General features: G+C 46.5%; 12 protein-coding genes and 3 pseudogenes. 6 read left to right on the forward strand and 9 right to left on the reverse strand.

The window, feature by feature from the left end; translation table 11 throughout:
* Positions 1-45 precede the first annotated feature (45 nt).
* Entirely contained in the window at positions 46-738 is a 693-nt protein-coding gene (locus FHS77_RS14480) for a glycosyltransferase family 32 protein (protein ID WP_184224628.1), read from the reverse strand.
* 125 nt (positions 739-863) lie between these two features.
* A complete protein-coding gene (locus FHS77_RS14485) occupies positions 864-1,103 on the reverse strand; it encodes a hypothetical protein (RefSeq protein WP_184224630.1) in 240 nt (79 codons plus the stop codon).
* Positions 1,104-1,108: 5 nt separating this feature from the next.
* On the opposite strand from FHS77_RS14485, the pseudogene FHS77_RS14490 reads away from it, so the two are divergent.
* The 4 genes and pseudogenes from FHS77_RS14490 to FHS77_RS14505 all read left to right on the forward strand — a co-directional run.
* Positions 1,109-1,639: pseudogene (locus FHS77_RS14490) on the forward strand (IS3 family transposase); the annotation flags it as partial.
* A gap of 502 nt (positions 1,640-2,141) precedes the next feature.
* Positions 2,142-3,173, forward strand: a complete 1,032-nt coding sequence (locus FHS77_RS14495; RefSeq protein ID WP_184224631.1) for an ABC transporter substrate-binding protein — start codon at positions 2,142-2,144, stop codon at positions 3,171-3,173.
* Between the two features lie 121 nt (positions 3,174-3,294).
* Entirely contained in the window at positions 3,295-4,155 is an 861-nt protein-coding gene (locus FHS77_RS14500; protein WP_184224633.1) for an ABC transporter permease, read from the forward strand.
* A 5-nt stretch (positions 4,156-4,160) separates the two neighbouring features.
* Positions 4,161-5,354, forward strand: coding sequence for a quaternary amine ABC transporter ATP-binding protein (locus FHS77_RS14505; protein WP_343061030.1), 1,194 nt, complete (start codon positions 4,161-4,163; stop codon positions 5,352-5,354).
* Between the two features lie 217 nt (positions 5,355-5,571).
* On the opposite strand, the gene FHS77_RS14510 is transcribed toward FHS77_RS14505, so the two are convergent.
* Positions 5,572-6,671, reverse strand: a protein-coding gene (locus tag FHS77_RS14510) for an IS3 family transposase (RefSeq protein WP_184224637.1) whose coding sequence is annotated in 2 segments (ribosomal slippage) — positions 5,572-6,419 and positions 6,419-6,671 — 1,101 coding nt in all. Because the reading frame shifts where the segments join, the coding sequence is not laid out codon by codon here.
* 163 nt (positions 6,672-6,834) lie between these two features.
* On the opposite strand from FHS77_RS14510, the gene FHS77_RS14515 reads away from it, so the two are divergent.
* Complete coding sequence (locus FHS77_RS14515) at positions 6,835-6,999, forward strand: DUF1328 domain-containing protein (protein ID WP_184224639.1); 165 nt, start codon at positions 6,835-6,837, stop codon at positions 6,997-6,999.
* 401 nt (positions 7,000-7,400) lie between these two features.
* Here the strand turns inward: FHS77_RS14515 and FHS77_RS14520 are convergent, their stop codons facing one another.
* From FHS77_RS14520 to FHS77_RS14535, 4 genes and pseudogenes are all read right to left on the reverse strand, one after another.
* On the reverse strand, positions 7,401-9,401 hold the full coding sequence (locus FHS77_RS14520) for a BCCT family transporter (protein WP_184224641.1): 2,001 nt from the start codon (positions 9,399-9,401) through the stop codon (positions 7,401-7,403).
* A 193-nt stretch (positions 9,402-9,594) separates the two neighbouring features.
* Positions 9,595-10,443 carry a mechanosensitive ion channel family protein gene (locus FHS77_RS14525; RefSeq protein ID WP_184224643.1) on the reverse strand — a complete coding sequence of 283 codons (849 nt, stop codon included), beginning with the start codon at positions 10,441-10,443 and terminating at the stop codon, positions 9,595-9,597.
* 70 nt (positions 10,444-10,513) lie between these two features.
* Positions 10,514-11,307: pseudogene (locus tag FHS77_RS16305) on the reverse strand (IS3 family transposase); the annotation flags it as partial.
* Positions 11,308-11,641: 334 nt separating this feature from the next.
* Positions 11,642-12,663 (reverse strand): annotated as a pseudogene (locus FHS77_RS14535) (IS110 family RNA-guided transposase).
* Between the two features lie 14 nt (positions 12,664-12,677).
* Between FHS77_RS14535 and FHS77_RS16450 the strand changes: the two are divergent.
* The gene (locus FHS77_RS16450) at positions 12,678-13,010 is read left to right on the forward strand and encodes a methyltransferase family protein (protein ID WP_210307157.1); all 333 of its coding nucleotides are present in this window, start codon (positions 12,678-12,680) and stop codon (positions 13,008-13,010) included.
* An 81-nt stretch (positions 13,011-13,091) separates the two neighbouring features.
* Here the strand turns inward: FHS77_RS16450 and FHS77_RS14545 are convergent, their stop codons facing one another.
* Together FHS77_RS14545 and FHS77_RS14550 are read right to left on the reverse strand one after the other, a co-directional pair.
* A complete protein-coding gene (locus tag FHS77_RS14545) occupies positions 13,092-15,056 on the reverse strand; it encodes a heavy metal translocating P-type ATPase (protein ID WP_184224647.1) in 1,965 nt (654 codons plus the stop codon).
* A 38-nt stretch (positions 15,057-15,094) separates the two neighbouring features.
* Positions 15,095-15,790, reverse strand: coding sequence for a VIT1/CCC1 transporter family protein (locus FHS77_RS14550; protein WP_184224649.1), 696 nt, complete (start codon positions 15,788-15,790; stop codon positions 15,095-15,097).
* Positions 15,791-16,024: the final 234 nt, after the last annotated feature.

Raw genomic sequence — 16,024 nt, forward strand, 5'->3', positions numbered from 1 at the left:
TATGCGAATTATGACTAGTCATATGCCTAACATTACTCCTAACCCTTAATTAAGGGTGAGAAAATGTCCGGAGAATTCGGGGGCTCTTACAGAAACTTTCAAACCACGTTCATATAGCAAATCGAGTTGAGCCCAATTTAGTGGATAGAAAATGTCAATTGGGCTTATGTGCTGTTCAAGTCCATTTTCTAAAGCACAATGGGTAACTAGACTTGGCCCAATAGTCCCCCATTTGTTTTTCGAAATATGGATAGGGCAGCCGATAGCTTTGCGAGTTCGATAATAAGCCTTTTTTCTTTTTTTAAACCATGGAGCAATGAAGTATAAATCCTCCGATGCATCTAAAACTTGTTTTAGAAATGGGCTGTCAAATGGGGCGTTTAAAACCGCATTGTTTATAGTGTCGTCACTATGCCATCCCATCACGTATTCACTTTGTTCAAAAGGTCGTACGCAATAAACATCGCAGTCCACGTACAACCCCATGCCTTCACGAAGAATTCGATAACGATATCGGTCAGAAGCGAGCGTTAGACTATTCGTTTTCTTATGCCGGACGATTTCTTCTTCTTTCATTAGCTTATTTGCATCAAACAAACGAACGCCATCTGGCGTATCCTCTGGCTTGCCATAAGTGTGCAACACAACATCATGACCGTGGCGAATGAATGACTTCAAACATGCCACATGGACAGGACCGAGTTTTTTACCAATCCAAACAGTATTGATAGTTGACATATTACCCCCCCCAAATGAAAAAGCCCGTATTAATGTCGAGATATGTCAACCAAAGATTCCAAAAAGGCAAGTCAGCTTTGATATAAACTTCGCAAAATTATTTTGAAGTTTTTCACCCTTAATCTTTAAGCCAATACACCGATCCACATATTATCGATATCTTCGGGTGTGAGATTAAAAAATTCACCTATTTGATCAATTAGTGGATCAGTTCTTATAAATTGCGTTGGGTACTCCCAAGCATTAAATGCCTTAGCGCGGGTTTTCACATCAGCAATCTGGTTTATCGCTGCAGTTACATCGTCTGGCATAATGTTAGCATCAATTAGAATATCCCGGAACATCCTGGGTGTAAGGGGTGCCATATGCGGATCAGGATTTTGTCTGTGACCGGCCAGATCAGAAATGGGGCGTTGACATCAGCTACGTCTGGACAGCTGAAGGTTGGCTCTATCTTGCTGTTGTGGTTGACCTTTATTCCCGTCGTATTGCTGGATGGGAGGCGCGCGACAGAATGAAACAAGATCTGGCCATTGAAGCTCTAAAAAAGGCTATTGCAATCAGGCAGCCACAACCAGGCCTCATTCATCGCTCCGATCGCGGGAGCCAATATGCTGCGCATGATTATCGCATGCTTCTAAAAGCCCACGGCATACTCCCGTCCATGAGCGGAAAAGGCAATTGTTATGATAATGCCATGGTTGAAACCGTCTTCAAGACGATTAAATCAGAACTGATCTGGCGCACGGTGTTTCAAACTAGAAATCATGCCATTAAAGCTATTGGACAACATACTGATGGCTTCTATAATCCCATCCGCAGACATTCCGCACTGCGATATAAATCGCCAATCTCATATGAGATGACAACGCGAAATCTAGAGCCGGAAACTCTCCACTAATGCAGGGCAAGTCCATACACACACCGATCTTTCAGGACAAAACGGGTCTGGCGCGATTTGTGTGTTGTCTGGCGTTGATAATTTGTGCCCCTATTCTGCCCCCAGAACGCAAAAAGCCCCTATCCGAAGAGAGGGGCTTTTTTGTAAGAGACTGCATTGACAGTCATATTTTGGTTGCGGGGGCGTGATCACACCGAGACTTGTACATATTTAATTTTGCGAAAAATCATTCTTTAAATAGTTGTGATACTTTAAACATCTTTGACAACTCACTTATCAACCGCTAAGTTTAAAAGCTCAGTCAATAAAAACCAAAGATTGTGACTGATTGATCGCTCGTTTTTTTTTCAAATGCGGGCATTTTGTATTTTAGTCTGCTGGATCTCATCAGCGGCTATTCGCTCGGCCAATAGCATTCCGTCTACTGGTCATCACTCAATGAGTGTCGGTTCTCGGGCCGGCTCTTGAGCTTCGTTAACAGCGGGGCAAACGGAGATAGTATATGCGTAACTTTTTTAAAGTGAGCACCTTCGCAACCTTATGTGCGACGACCTCTTTTATTAACTCTTTCAGTGCACAAGCCGATGAAGTCTGTGAAATAGACAGACCCATTATTTTTGCCGGACTGGATTGGGATTCCAATGCCATTCATACGGAGATTGCACGCTTTATTTTGGAAAAAGGCTATAATTGCAAAACCGATATTATTCCCGGTACAACAATCCCACTGTTAAACGGTCAAATTCGTGGTGATATTGATATTACCATGGAAATCTGGCGTGAGAATGTACGCGAAGTTTATGATCCGGCTGTGGAAGCGGGTAAAGTTATTGATCTTGGCGTGAATTATGCTGATGCCATTCAAGGTTGGTTTGTTCCCAATTATTTGATCACTGGTGATGATGCACCCGCACCTGATCTGAAATCAGTTTTTGATCTGCCGAAATATAAAGACCTGTTTACGGATCCGGAAGAGCCTGGTAAAGGCCGATTTTATAATGGTGTGGCTGGTTGGAGTGCTGAGGAAGTTTCCACAAAAAAGCTTCACGCTTATAAGCTAAACGATGATTTTATAAATTTCCGGGCTGGTTCTGGTTCTGCTCTTGTGGGTGCCGCTGAAGCGGCGCTATTACGCAAGCGTCCAATCCTGTTTTATTATTGGGGGCCGACATGGTTTTTAGGTAAAGTCGGCGATCAGGTAACAATGCTCGAAGAGCCAGAATTTGATCAAAAAATCTGGGATACACTTCAAAAAGAGACCAGGCCTGAGGCTGTCACTGAAGCCACAGCCTTTCCGGTGATTGAGGTTACAATCAGCGCTAAGCCTGAAATTGTCAAAGACGCACCAAAAATCACCGAGTTTCTAAAAGCCTACGAAACAACGGGGCAACAAGTTTCTGAATTGCTTGCATGGATGCAAGATAATGACGGCACTGCCGAAGAAGCTGCACTTCATTTTCTTAAAAATGAAAAAACGCAATGGCACAGCTGGGTCTCCGAGGATATCGCATCGCGCATAGATGCTGCTCTGTAATCAGACTATGAGCTTGCGCTGCTCAATGACCTGAACAGGTCTATCAGCAGCGCATATAGAGGGCCATTACCTCAATTAAAAATCTTTGTGATGGCCCGTAATCTGCGGAGTAGATCCCAATATGTTTTTTGATTTTGGAAAACCAATCGCGCGTAGCACCAATGAATTTGTTGAATATCTTGTCATAAATTATGGCGATGCTTTCGAAGCCATCACAAATTCCATTCTTAAACCATTGCTGTTTATTGAAGGTGTTTTACGCTCAAGCCCGCCTGTTATTATACTGGCTGTTGTCCTATGCGCTTCTTTGCTTAGTACCCGGAATATCTGGCTCTCAATCCTGCTCACCTTTCTCACATGGTTGATTGGCTGTTTTGGCCTGTGGGAACCGGCAATGCAGACATTAGCTATTATGCTGGTCTCATTGTTGATTTCTATCATTCTTGGATTGCCGCTTGGTATTATTTGCGCCAACTCTTCACGTTTTCGGGCGGTTTTGAGCCCCATATTGGATTTGATGCAAACGATCCCAAGCTTTGTTTATCTCATCCCTGCCGCCATGTTATTCGGCTTGGGTAAAGTACCCGCAGTCTTAGCCACAGTGATTTATGCAGCGCCCCCATTGATCCGCCTGACGGATTTAGGCATTCGTCATGTAAATGCCGAGGTGGTAGAAGCAGCACGTTCATTTGGTGCCACAAAAATACAGATTTTGCGCGGCGTTCAAATCCCGCTTGCGCTGCCCTCGATTATGGCGGGCATCAATCAAACCATGATGATGGCACTGGCAATGGTGGTTATCGCCTCGATGATCGGCGCGCGTGGCGTGGGCGAAACTGTCTTATTAGGCTTACAGCGTAATGATGCTGGCCGTGGCCTGTTGGGTGGGCTGGCTATCGTCATAATGGCTATCGTGCTTGACCGCATTACTCAGGGTTTTGGCCGTCGCCTGCAAGCACGTCGCCCACATAAGGGAGGATGATGGTGATGATTGAACTGAAAAATGTTACCAAAGTCTTTGGTCCGGACGAAAAATCCATTCTGCCCATGCTTAAAAAGGGTATGATAAAAGAACAGATATTAGAAACAACCGGCCACACAGTCGGACTTTACGATGTTTCCTTGTCTATCGAACAGGGAGAAATATTCGTCATTATGGGGCTTTCCGGCTCTGGTAAATCAACTTTGATCCGTCATTTCAACCGCCTTATTGATCCAACAGACGGCGTGATCACTTATGACGGCGAGGATATATTAGAGCTTAACAAACACCAGCTGATTGAGTTTCGTCGTAAAAAACTTGGCATGGTTTTTCAACGTTTTGGCTTGATGCCCCATCGCACGATCTTGCAAAATGCAGCCTATGGCTTGGAAGTTCAGGGCATAAAAAAAGCAGAACGAGAGGCACTAGCCAAAGAATGGCTGCAACGGGTTGGCCTTGAGGGTTTTGAACATCAATATCCTGATCAACTTTCCGGCGGCATGCAACAGCGGGTCGGCTTGGCACGAGCACTATGCAATAATCCGGATGTCTTGCTGATGGATGAGGCTTTTTCGGCCCTTGATCCGCTGATCCGTAGTCAGATGCAGGATCAGCTTGTAGAATTACAGGCCGAGTTGAATAAAACAATCGTTTTTATTACCCACGACCTTGATGAGGCTTTGCGTCTTGGCGACCGGATAGCGATTTTGAAAGATGGTATTCTCGTTCAAACAGGCACACCGAATGATATTCTGCTGAATCCGGCTGATGAATATGTCAGTGATTTCGTACGCGACGTCAACAGAGCGAAAGTGTTGAATATTGATACACTATCGCGTGCTCCATCGTTGCGTATAACCCATGATAATCTTGACCGTGCATTGGAAGAAATGCGCAAAACCGGCGAAGCCTATGGCTATGTATATCATAATAATGTCTTCCGTGGTGTTTTGACCGAAGATATGCTCAGCGAAGCAGTCAAAAACAGCAGCAAAAAGCAGACTCTATCTGATTTAGCGCAAGAACTGCCCAAGATTGAAATCGGCAGTCCACTGTCCGATGCACTACCGATGGCAATGGGCAATGACCTACCGTTGGTCGTAATGGACGAAGATAAGATCACAGGCTTTGTAACACAGGAGCAACTAAGTCAGGCGCTTACCCCCGAAAAATACAAAAATTCTGATCCAGATGAGTAAGCTAACAAGGCAAAATTTTAGTCAGTTATTGGGATTTTTGTTTCAATGACTGGCTTAGTTCTTCGTTTCTGCCCCTGTAAATTAAACTAGCCGAGAAATCCTGAAGTGCATGTCGTCATAACAATCATTAGGCTCTACCCAATATGGGGGATTTTACGTGACCTGAGACCCAATGCTCCTCCATTTTTCAGGAGAGTCTTGATTTTTAATATTGACCTTACGCGGCCAGCTTTTCCAGAGCCATTTTCATGGCGAACTCATTCGGCGTGACATTGCCGAGTGAGGAATGCGGTCTGTTTTTGTTGTAATCATCCTTCCATGCTTTGATCTCGATGCGTGCCTGAGAAAGCGATGAGAACAAAGTCTCATTCAGGCATTCATCGCGGAAACTTCCGTTGAAGCTTTCAACAAAGCCATTTTGCATTGGTTTGCCCGGCGCAATGTAGTGCCATTCGATGCCAGTCTCCTGGCACCACTTGAGAATGGCCATACTTGTCATCTCTGTGCCGTTGTCAGAAACAATGGTTCGTGGCTTACCGAGCTGACCGATCAGATTGTTGAGTTCACGTGCCAACCGCAGGCCTGACAAAGACGTATCAGGGACCAAAGCCAGGCACTCCCGTGTGAAATCGTCAACGACCGCAAGAACCCTGAAACGACGACCATCGGTGAAGGCATCACTGATAAAGTCGAGGCTCCATCGTTCATTGGCTCGCGATGGTAAAACTATCGGTCGCCGTGTTCCCAAGGCTCGTTTACGCCCACCACGCTTGCGCACAGCCAACTTCTCTTGCTTGTATAACCTGCGTAGCTTCTTCAGGTTCATGATGATCCCCTGTCGTTCCAGCATGACATGAATGCGTCGATAACCGAAGCGTCGTCGCTCGGATGCCACCTGTTTCATTGCCTCACGAATATGCGCATCATCAGGCCGCTTACGACGGTAGCGCACACTTGATCGATCAATCGATAAAACGACACACGCCCGACGCTGGCTCACGCCATACTCCTGGCAGACATGAGCAATTGCATCCCGCTTGGCATCGGGCGTTACCATTTTTTTGCAGCAACATCTTTCAAAATAGCATTGTCGAGCATCGTCTCGGCCAGCAGCTTCTTTAACTTGGCGTTCTCCTCTTCCAGCGCTTTGAGCTTGCGCGCGTCAGAGACATCCATGCCACCAAATTTGGCTTTGTATTTGTAAAAACTGGCGCTGCTAATTCCGTATTTGCGGCACACCTGTGCAGTCGGCGTTCCCGCTTCCTGCTCTTTGATCATTCCAATTATCTGTTCGTCTGAAAACCGTGAGCGCTTCATTGTCCAACTCCTACCAAGGATTAGACTCTACCAAAATCTGGAGGAGTTTGCGGGTCTCACGTCAGGAAGTTTAAGTTAAGCCTGCCCAAATTTAGGGAGTATCGGAACCAAGCCTCCTTTTGAGCGTTCTGTAATTATAACAGGAAACGAAAAGGAGGTTTTAATGCTATATTATGCGCTGATTTTTCTAATTGTGGCCATAGTAGCAGGCGCGCTTGGTTTCGGTGGCATTGCTGGCACTTCTGCTGGGATTGCTCAGATACTTTTCTTTGTTTTCTTGGCTTTGCTAGTTTTGTCGCTACTTTCGGGTGTTTTTCGCAAAAAATAAACTTGTGCTAATGATCAACTCTCAAAATAGATTTCATAGAAAGCGGTGCCCTCGGTAATCCTTCGTTTTAACCTATCTGATGCACTCATCTCCGGTACCTAGCATTTTTATAAGAACTGGTTCACTGGGTGCAGATTTGGCGATCTGCGGCTTACAAAAAGGGCGCTCGATGTCATTGACGTGCTCTCTTTAAATCGGACCATTTTCAGCTGGAGTTTTCCATTTATAATGCCCTTGATGGGAGAAGGAAAATTCTAATTCCCAGCGATCCAATCTTGGGGCTCAGTGCACATTACCCCTAAGACTCTCCCGAAAAAATGGAGAAGCATTGGGGCTCAGGTCATTAGCTGGGATTATGTGAACCGGATAGTCGCTTTCAACGAGTAGATTACCCATGCATGTCACCCCAGTTCGGAAGTGGAGTGCTCAGGGGCGCTGTGAACCAGTTGAGTTTCAGGCGTGTGGACTAAAGTCAGATAACGCTCAAATTGAACTAAGATATCTGCAATTAGCTGTTCTTTGGTAAAACCCATCACGTCATAGCCGCGTCCACCGCTGGAGAAATAAGTACGCGCTTCATGACGGTAATTAGTCTTGCCAACACCTAGAGTCGAAAAGGATGGGGCAATTTGTGCAACAGGCATAATGCCATAAATAAAATCGCGCATACCGTCAGCAATGGAGCGCAAGTAAATCGCTCCGTTCTCTTCCACTTCTACCACAGTTACACGACCACGATTGTTCAGCTCGTTTGTAACGGCGTTCAATGCGTCTTTCGCTGTTCCATTAATGAAATTGGCAACTTCTTTCTCGGAGGGAGCGTGCAGAATTAGTGAAAGGCGACGCTGCCACGTCAAACCGGATGCAGGTTGCGCACTTGGAGGGGAAGAAATAGATGCTTGTGCTTCTTTTTGTGCCACATCTGCCCTCATGCCCTTGAAAAGCGACCAGACTAGAGCCAAAATGACAATACAAAAGGGTAAAGCACTAGCAATTGTTGCCGATTGGAGAGCTTGCAATCCGCCTGCAATCAATAAGCTTGCAGCAACAACACCTTCCAATGCGCACCAAAAAACACGCTGGCCCGTTGTAGTTTCGGTTTCGCCACCTGCGGCGATCGCATCTATAACCAATGAGCCAGAATCCGCCGAAGTGACAAAGAAAATTGCAACCAGCAGCACCGCCAAACCGGAGGTAAAGGTAGTCCACGGCAAATATTCAAAGAAATAGAACAGGCCAACAGAAATATCAGCGGCGATTTCCGTGCCAAGTTTACCACCGGCAACGGTAGTATCCATCATAATTGCTGAATTACCGAAAACAGTCATCCAGAAAAAAGTAAAACCGGCAGGAATAAAAAGAACCGCAGTTACAAATTCGCGGACAGTGCGCCCTCGGGAAATACGAGCAATAAACATACCTACGAATGGTGACCATGAAATCCACCATGCCCAGTAAAATAATGTCCACGCATCAATCCAAGGGGTCGGTTCATAAGCATAAATATTAAAAGTGCGCAGGACGATAGTATCAAGATAGAGGCCGATGTTCTGTACAAAATCACGAAAAAGCTCTGTTGTTGGACCAACAACCAAAACAAAAAGCATCAGAAGAATAGCAAGTAGAAGATTGGTTTCCGATAAAATTTTAACGCCTTTATCGAGACCTGTTACGACCGAAATCGTTGCCATAGCTGTGACAGTTGCGATTAAAATTAATTGGACATAAAGGCTTATTGGTACGCCGATCAGATAGTTTAATCCGGCATTCATTTGCGAAACACCAAGCCCCATGGAGGTTGCAATGCCAAACATGGTACCAACGATGGCAAAAATATCAACGGCATGACCGATAGGGCCATTAATACGTTCTTTCAGTAATGGATAAAGACCGGAGCGAATTGTGAGTGGTAAATTATAACGATACCCGAAGTAAGCAAGTGACAGCCCGACAACGGCATAAATCGCCCATGCATGAATGCCCCAATGGAAAAATGTTACAGCCATTGCTTCACGCGTTGCCGCCACAGAGCGGGGCTCAGCGGTCGGTGGAGCCATATAATGAGTCATCGGTTCACCGACAGCGTAATACATTAAGCCGATGCCCATGCCTGCCGCAAAAAGCATTGCAATCCAAGAGATGAAACTGAAATCAGGTGTAGCATCATCGGGGCCGAGTTTCAGACGACCATAACGCCCTAAGCAAATGAGCAAGACACTGATGAGAAAAATGCCTACAGACAGTAAATATAACCAACCGAAACTAGACAAAATAGTGGTCTGAATTTGCGCAAAAATAACAGCAGCGCGCTCAGGAACAATAACTCCGACCGCCAAGAATATTCCGATGATAATAATAGCCCCAAAAAAGACTGGAGGGTTTATTATGAATTTAGCAGGCATGGCGCTCTCTGTCGTAAATAGCTTATGTGTAACAATTATAATTGCCTGAAGCGCAAAAGAATATCAAGACGAATACTAGATGAAAAACAGCACGTGGTTATATGTATTATTTCCGATTTGATATAACCCCTCTAATATAGATAAGCAGTCTTTTTTATAAAATCCCTGGAGATGTGATCAATATACCATAAATCTAATTTTTAATTACTGCTTTATGATAGACTATCTGATTATAAGGAATGCTAATCCCGTTTTTATCAAAAGCATATTTAACCTCTTCGACAGTTTTGCGACTGACATTCCAATATTCAGATGCTGTAATCCAATAACGGCAATTCAATACAACGGCATTCTCTGCAAGGTCCGCGACGAAATAAATCGGCTCGGGTTCATTAAGAACACCTTTTTGGGCAGTTATAATAGAATTAATTAGTTGGAAAGCTGCCTGAATATCATTCTCGTAACTAATGCGGACTTGGAAGTCATGCAGCCGTGTATCAAGGCGGCTATAGTTGGTAATCGGGGTATTCCAAAGAACAGAGTTTGGAACCACAATATTCAGCCCATCATAGGTGGTCAGCTCCGATGTAAACAGGTCAACTTCCTTAACTGTCCCCGCTACCGAACTCGTTGAGATATAATCACCTACTGTAAAAGGACGTAATATCAATAGCATCAGCCCAGCGGCAATATTTTGCAGCGTACCCTGCAATGCTAAGCCGATTGCTAAGCCAATGGCACCCAAGGCTGCTAGTATTGAAGCAGTTTGTATTCCAAACTGTCCAAGCACCATGACCAGAACAATCAGCAATGTTCCATATCGTATAAACTGACTGAGAAATCCCGTTAAGGTCGCATCAAAGCCATGAATTTTGGCAAGAGACTTTTTAGCAATCCGCTCCAAATATCCGGCAATTATCCACCCTAAAAGAAGAATGATAATAGCCCCGATTACGGAAAAAGCATATGTCACCAATAAGTCTGATATTTGTAGTATTATCTCATTAGTGTTCGAAATAAACTGCTGTGTTTGCTCGCGCATAACCCTACCATGTTAACCAATTGCAATCACAGCGAGTCAAACATCCTACAGTTAAGAAAGTCCTTACTTATAATTTCTTATTGGTAACTTCACCGGGTTCCCTTCTCAACCCCAAGCTCACGTATACCCATTTGGGCGTAACACCGAGCCAGCCCTCAGCGGTCCAGATATAGCTGATATCAACACCCCATTTCTGATCTGGGCCAGTGCATGCAAAGTCCTGATCAAGAAGATTGTGGGCAATCAGACCAGCATGGTTGCTGTCTGTGGTCCTTTTGTAGCGCCATTTTTGTAGGGCTTTCAGCTTATTATCCCTTATAAGTCTCGCAACGCGATGACGGCCAACATCAATACCAGCCTTCTGGATTTCTACATTCATGCGTGGAGATTCCTTAGGTTTCATGCGTTGTCTTAAACTGAGAGCGTATATGGGCCAATAAGATCATATCCCTGTTCTGCCGGGAACCGGCTGGACGTCCTCTCCAGGCAAAATAGCCACTTTCACTGACACTAAGAACTGAACAGAGTCGATAGATGGGAAATCCCTTTTTCGCATCATCGATGAATTTAAACTTCATCGACTTTCCTCCTTGGTGCAAAAAGCTACGGCGCGCTTTAATATCTCGCGTTCATGTCGAAGAATCTCGTATTCTTGGCGCAGTCCTGCCAGTTCTTTAGTCACATCCTCATGGGGCCCAGCTAAAAGATCAACGTCATGAAATTGGCGTTTCCAACGCGTCAGTGTCGAAGGCCAACACCAAGGCCCGTCGCGACCTGACTGATTGTCCGCCCGCTAGCTGCAATCAACCGGACGGCCTCTTTCTTGAAATCATCCGTAATAACGAGGCGTTTGCTTTTACTCATAGGGTTCTCCTGTTGACTCAAATGTTAACAAAAAATCCCTCAGTTTTATCCGGGCATGTGTGGACGGCCTCCGTTTGGCAAGATGTTTTTTGATATTTCTGACAAGCTGGTCGAGTGCAGGCATGTGTCCGGCCTATTGATGCGGCTATAACATGCCGCTGGCCCTGATGAAGTCCGCAGATTGAGTTCCTTACAAGTCCTCGCGCTTTCATGCGCAGCCCCGGAATGCGGAGTGTCTCAATCCCGGCCTTTGACCGTTTGTCATCATACCATGAGCATCTCACCTCTTGTTTGTTGCGTTCAGCCTCTGAAGCAACAATGACAAAAATACTTGTTAGATGCGTTGCACACCAAATGTGGAACCGTGCACCATAAGCGCCCAGACAATTCGAGCCATTTTATTGGCTAACGCGACAGCAGCAACCATATAAGGTTTGCGCTCCAAAAGCCCGGCGGCCCATTGTGTCGTTTGAACAGTACTTTTCTTGCGAAAGCGTAAGACGGAATGTGCTCCGAGAACAAGAAGACGCCGTAAATATGGATCACCTTGTTTGGTGATACTCCCCAGCCGGTTCTTTCCTCCCGACGAATTCTGGCGAGGAACCAAACCTATCCATGCCGCAAGCTCCCGGCCCGACTTGAACACTCTAGGATCAGTGATCGTAGCGCTCAGCGCGCTTGCTATTATCGGCCCAATGCCTGGCACGCTTTCCAAGCGTTTGCTCAATTCATTTTGTTTATGCCAAGCATGAATTGATTTCTCCAAGCCTATTATTTCGTTGTGAACTGCTTTCATTTGGCGCACTAACGGCAATAAAGCCATGCGGGCAACTGTTGGTAAGCTCGCATCTTCTTCACATTCGATTACCTCAACAAGTTGCATTGAGCCAACAACGCCTTGGCGGCTAACAAGACCAAGTTCTGCTGCATGAGCACGAATGGCATTAACGATCATAGTACGTTGTCGAATAAGGTGTTCCCGAGCACGGTGGAGCATGATCACGGCCTGTTGTTGTTCGCTCTTTATAGGTACGAAACGCATTGTAGGCGACTAACAGCTTCGCATATAGCTTCGGCATCTGCCGCATCATTTTTCTGCCGCTTTACATAAGGCTTGACGTAAACTGCTGGCATTAATCGCACATCATGCCCTAATTCCTGCAGCGAGCGCGCCCAATGATGAGCACTGGCGCAAGCCTCCATTCCAATTAGACATCGTGGGATGCGACTGAAGAATGGCAAAACATCGCTTCGTGACAGTTTTCGGCGTAGAATGACACGCTCCTGACTATCAACTCCATGAATTTGAAAAACGTTTTTAGCTAAATCAATTCCTACCGTCGCAAGTTCTGACATAACCGTTCTCCTTGGTGGCTTTTAAAAAAAACCACACTATCGCACAAAAGCGGATCAGGAGGCCGTCCACCACATCAAGTCCAATCAATCCCCTCCGACCAGAGACAACCTCAGCACTGGTTACAACAGGTATCTACCGCTATTCACGCAATCCGATGTATGTAGGCTTTGCACTATTTCTGCTCGCTTTCGCCGTTCTTTTAAGTTCTCCAGGCGCACTGCTTGGGGTGCTTGGCTTTGTTCTGTATATCGATAGGTTTCAAATTTTGCCCGAAGAACAAGCCTTAAACGTGCTATTTGGTGCAGACTTTACAAATTATTGCACCCAAGTACGCCGCTGGCTGTAAATATACGATGGGCGTAAATTTCTTTCGCACCTCTTCTATTCCTGTCCATGATGGGCAGGAATAGAAGAGAGTGAAGCATTATCATCTATTATCTGCAACAATAACGTCAGACTTCGTGTATTCATCCAGAAGCTTCCGGTCAGTCAAGTCCATTCGTGATTTTCTGATTGGGTCGTTCAAAAGTCTCAGACCATTTAAAACAACGAGCACAGTCCCTCCTTCATGCCCCAACACAACTAAGGGTAAAGGCAGCTCAAAAAAGGCAGAGCCAATAATCAAAACCAGCATTACGCCAATTGCGAAAGTAAGGTTCTGCCGGATAATGATCGCGGTACGTCTGGCAAGACGGTGCGCCGCTGCCAGCCTTTCCATATCTTCTGATAGAAGTGCCACGTCTGCAGCCTGTAGTGCAACTTCAGAGCCTGCGGCACCCATCGCAATACCAACGTCAGCCCGCGCCAATGCCGCTGCATCATTCACACCATCACCAACGAATGCGAGTTTCCTTCCTGCAGCCATCTCACTGACGAGGTTAACCTTATCCTCCGGTAACATCTCGGCATGGATTTCGTCCTGTTTTAATCCAAGAAGATTGCCAATGCGCAAAGCGACGGCATGCCTGTCACCTGTCATCATCGCGATGGACTTCACACCACTTTCGCGCAAGGCAACGAGCGCTTCGCCGGAAGTTTCACGAACTTTATCGGCAACACTAACCGCACCAAGAACGCGCGGGCCGCGCCCCAGATAGACGACGGTTTCAGCACTATCCTGAAACGTCTTGAGGGGATCATGATCAAGCGATGCTCCCATCATCTCTGCCATACGGCGGTTGCCTGCCCAAACAGAGCCATCCATATCCCGTCCGACAATGCCAGCACTCGGAATAGCTTTCACATCTTCAACATCGTGTAGTTTTAGCCCACGACGTGTCACTTCGCGTCTCAATGCCTCCGCGATATGGTGTTCTGAGTGCGCTTCAACACTGGCTAATGTCGTTAAGAAAAAGGTCTCATCTTCATCCAGTGTAACAATTCCGGTGACTTCTGCACGTCCTGTTGTCAAAGTTCCGGTCTTATCAAAGGCGAAAATTTCGACAGCCGCGAGTGTCTCAAGCGCAGCGCCGCCTTTAAACAACACGCCGCCGCGCGCTGCCGACGACAGCGCAGACAAAATGGCAGCCGGCACGGAAATTACGATCGCGCACGGACTTGCGGCCACCAGCAGTGTTGCAGCGCGGTATAATGCAGTTTCCCAGTCTTGGCCGAGCCAATAGAAAACCCCAAGAGCTATAAGTGATCCCACTAAAACGGCAACGGTGTAACGCTGCCCAAACCATGCGCTGAACCGTTCTGAAGGAGCTTTGGCTGCCTGCGCTTCTGTAACCAGCGCAATCATGCGCGCGACCGTACTTTGTTCCAGCGATTTCGTGATCTGAACTTCAAGCACGCCATTCAGATTAACTGTTGCTTCAAAAACCTTAGCGCCAGCCTCTTTGCGCACCGGCATAGATTCACCCGTAATCGTTGACTCGTCCAGTGCCCCGCTTCCGCTTATAATTGTTCCGTCAGAGGGTACCCGCGCTCCGGGGCGAACGATAACAATATCGCCCACCCTCAGACTTGCCGCCTGCACTTCTTCAACAGAACCATCTGCTAATTTGCGAAAAGCTGTTTCTGGCCGCAATGCCATCAATGCTTCAATAGCACGGCGTGCGCGCCCCATGGCTCGCTCTTCCATCGTCGTAGACAAACTAAACAGCGTCAGCAGAATTGCGCCCTCAACTGCCGCACCAACAACCGCCGCAGCAATTGCTGCAACAATCATCAGTAAATCAATGTCGAGTACCCGCTCCTTAACTAGCACGTTTACCGCCCGCCAACCGGTCGGAACACCGCCTGCGAGATAGACAAGCACCACGCCGAAACTGATCAGCCCCAAAGCAGTATCACCACCGCCCAACCAAGTGCCAGCCAGAGCCAATAAAAGCCCCACCACAGTTGCTGTGGTAAGCGCAACTGATGGGTTAGTAAAAAACCGGTACATTATTGCATTGCTCCATTACGCAAATGTCTCGAAAAAATTCAAACGGCTGTGCCGACAATAGCGCCTATGCCTGCGGTTAGTGCCATGGCAAATGCACCCCAAAACGTCACGCGTAGGGTCGCTTTTGTGATATTGGCTCCTCCGGCTTTTGCACCGATCGCACCTAAAAGCGCAAGGAACAACAAGGACGCAATAGAAACTGCCGGTATCAAGATTGAGGCTGGTGACACCAAGACCATGAGTAAAGGCATGGCCGCACCAACGGCGAAAGTCGCAGCGGAGGTTAATGCGGCCTGAATTGGCCTTGCGGTGGTGATTTCTGATATGCCCAGCTCATCACGGGCATGAGCGCCAAGGGCATCTTTTGCCATCAACTGATCAGCGACTTGTCGCGCAAGTGCAATATCCAGCCCCCGACCAACATAAATATTCGCCAGTTCTTCATGTTCCATCTCAGGCTGGGTGGCAAGTTCTACCCGTTCACGTTCCAGATCTGCATTTTCCGTATCAGACTGAGAGCTAACAGAAACATATTCTCCTGCTGCCATCGACATGGCACCGGCAACCAGAGCAGCGATGCCAGCCACCAAAACTTCAGAACTGGCCGCAGAAGCGGATGCAACACCGACAATCAAGCTTGCGGTAGAAACGATGCCGTCATTGGCACCCAGTACAGCTGCCCGCATCCATCCGATACGCGAAACGAGATGATTTTCTGCATGCCAACGTCTCATTAGGACTACCTTTTAATGATAGATATTTCACATATTGCTTATACTTATAGATACTATACTGAATGAATACATGAAACATAGTACTGTACTATGGAATAGTCCGTTTTGCATCTTACTCAAAAAGCGGTCCGATTGGCATTAAGAGGCTGACTCATAAAGAATTCATTTTTATCATGATCTTGCGATGCGCCTTGTGAGCATGCGGATATTTGCGATATAAATCCACGCCTCAGC

The organism is Paenochrobactrum gallinarii (assembly GCF_014205685.1).
Classification (GTDB): Bacteria; Pseudomonadota; Alphaproteobacteria; order Rhizobiales; family Rhizobiaceae; genus Paenochrobactrum; species Paenochrobactrum gallinarii.

Bases quoted from the DNA above. Each gene is read 5' to 3' on its own strand.
- FHS77_RS14480 (WP_184224628.1), bottom strand. From the start codon at position 738: ATGTCAACTATCAATACTGTTTGGATTGGTAAAAAACTCGGTCCTGTC.
- FHS77_RS14485 (WP_184224630.1), bottom strand. From the start codon at position 1,103: ATGGCACCCCTTACACCCAGGATGTTCCGGGATATTCTAATTGATGCT.
- FHS77_RS14495 (WP_184224631.1), top strand. From the start codon at position 2,142: ATGCGTAACTTTTTTAAAGTGAGCACCTTCGCAACCTTATGTGCGACG.
- FHS77_RS14500 (WP_184224633.1), top strand. From the start codon at position 3,295: ATGTTTTTTGATTTTGGAAAACCAATCGCGCGTAGCACCAATGAATTT.
- FHS77_RS14505 (WP_343061030.1), top strand. From the start codon at position 4,161: ATGATTGAACTGAAAAATGTTACCAAAGTCTTTGGTCCGGACGAAAAA.
- FHS77_RS14515 (WP_184224639.1), top strand. From the start codon at position 6,835: ATGCTATATTATGCGCTGATTTTTCTAATTGTGGCCATAGTAGCAGGC.
- FHS77_RS14520 (WP_184224641.1), bottom strand. From the start codon at position 9,401: ATGCCTGCTAAATTCATAATAAACCCTCCAGTCTTTTTTGGGGCTATT.
- FHS77_RS14525 (WP_184224643.1), bottom strand. From the start codon at position 10,443: ATGCGCGAGCAAACACAGCAGTTTATTTCGAACACTAATGAGATAATA.
- FHS77_RS14545 (WP_184224647.1), bottom strand. From the start codon at position 15,056: ATGTACCGGTTTTTTACTAACCCATCAGTTGCGCTTACCACAGCAACT.
- FHS77_RS14550 (WP_184224649.1), bottom strand. From the start codon at position 15,790: ATGAGACGTTGGCATGCAGAAAATCATCTCGTTTCGCGTATCGGATGG.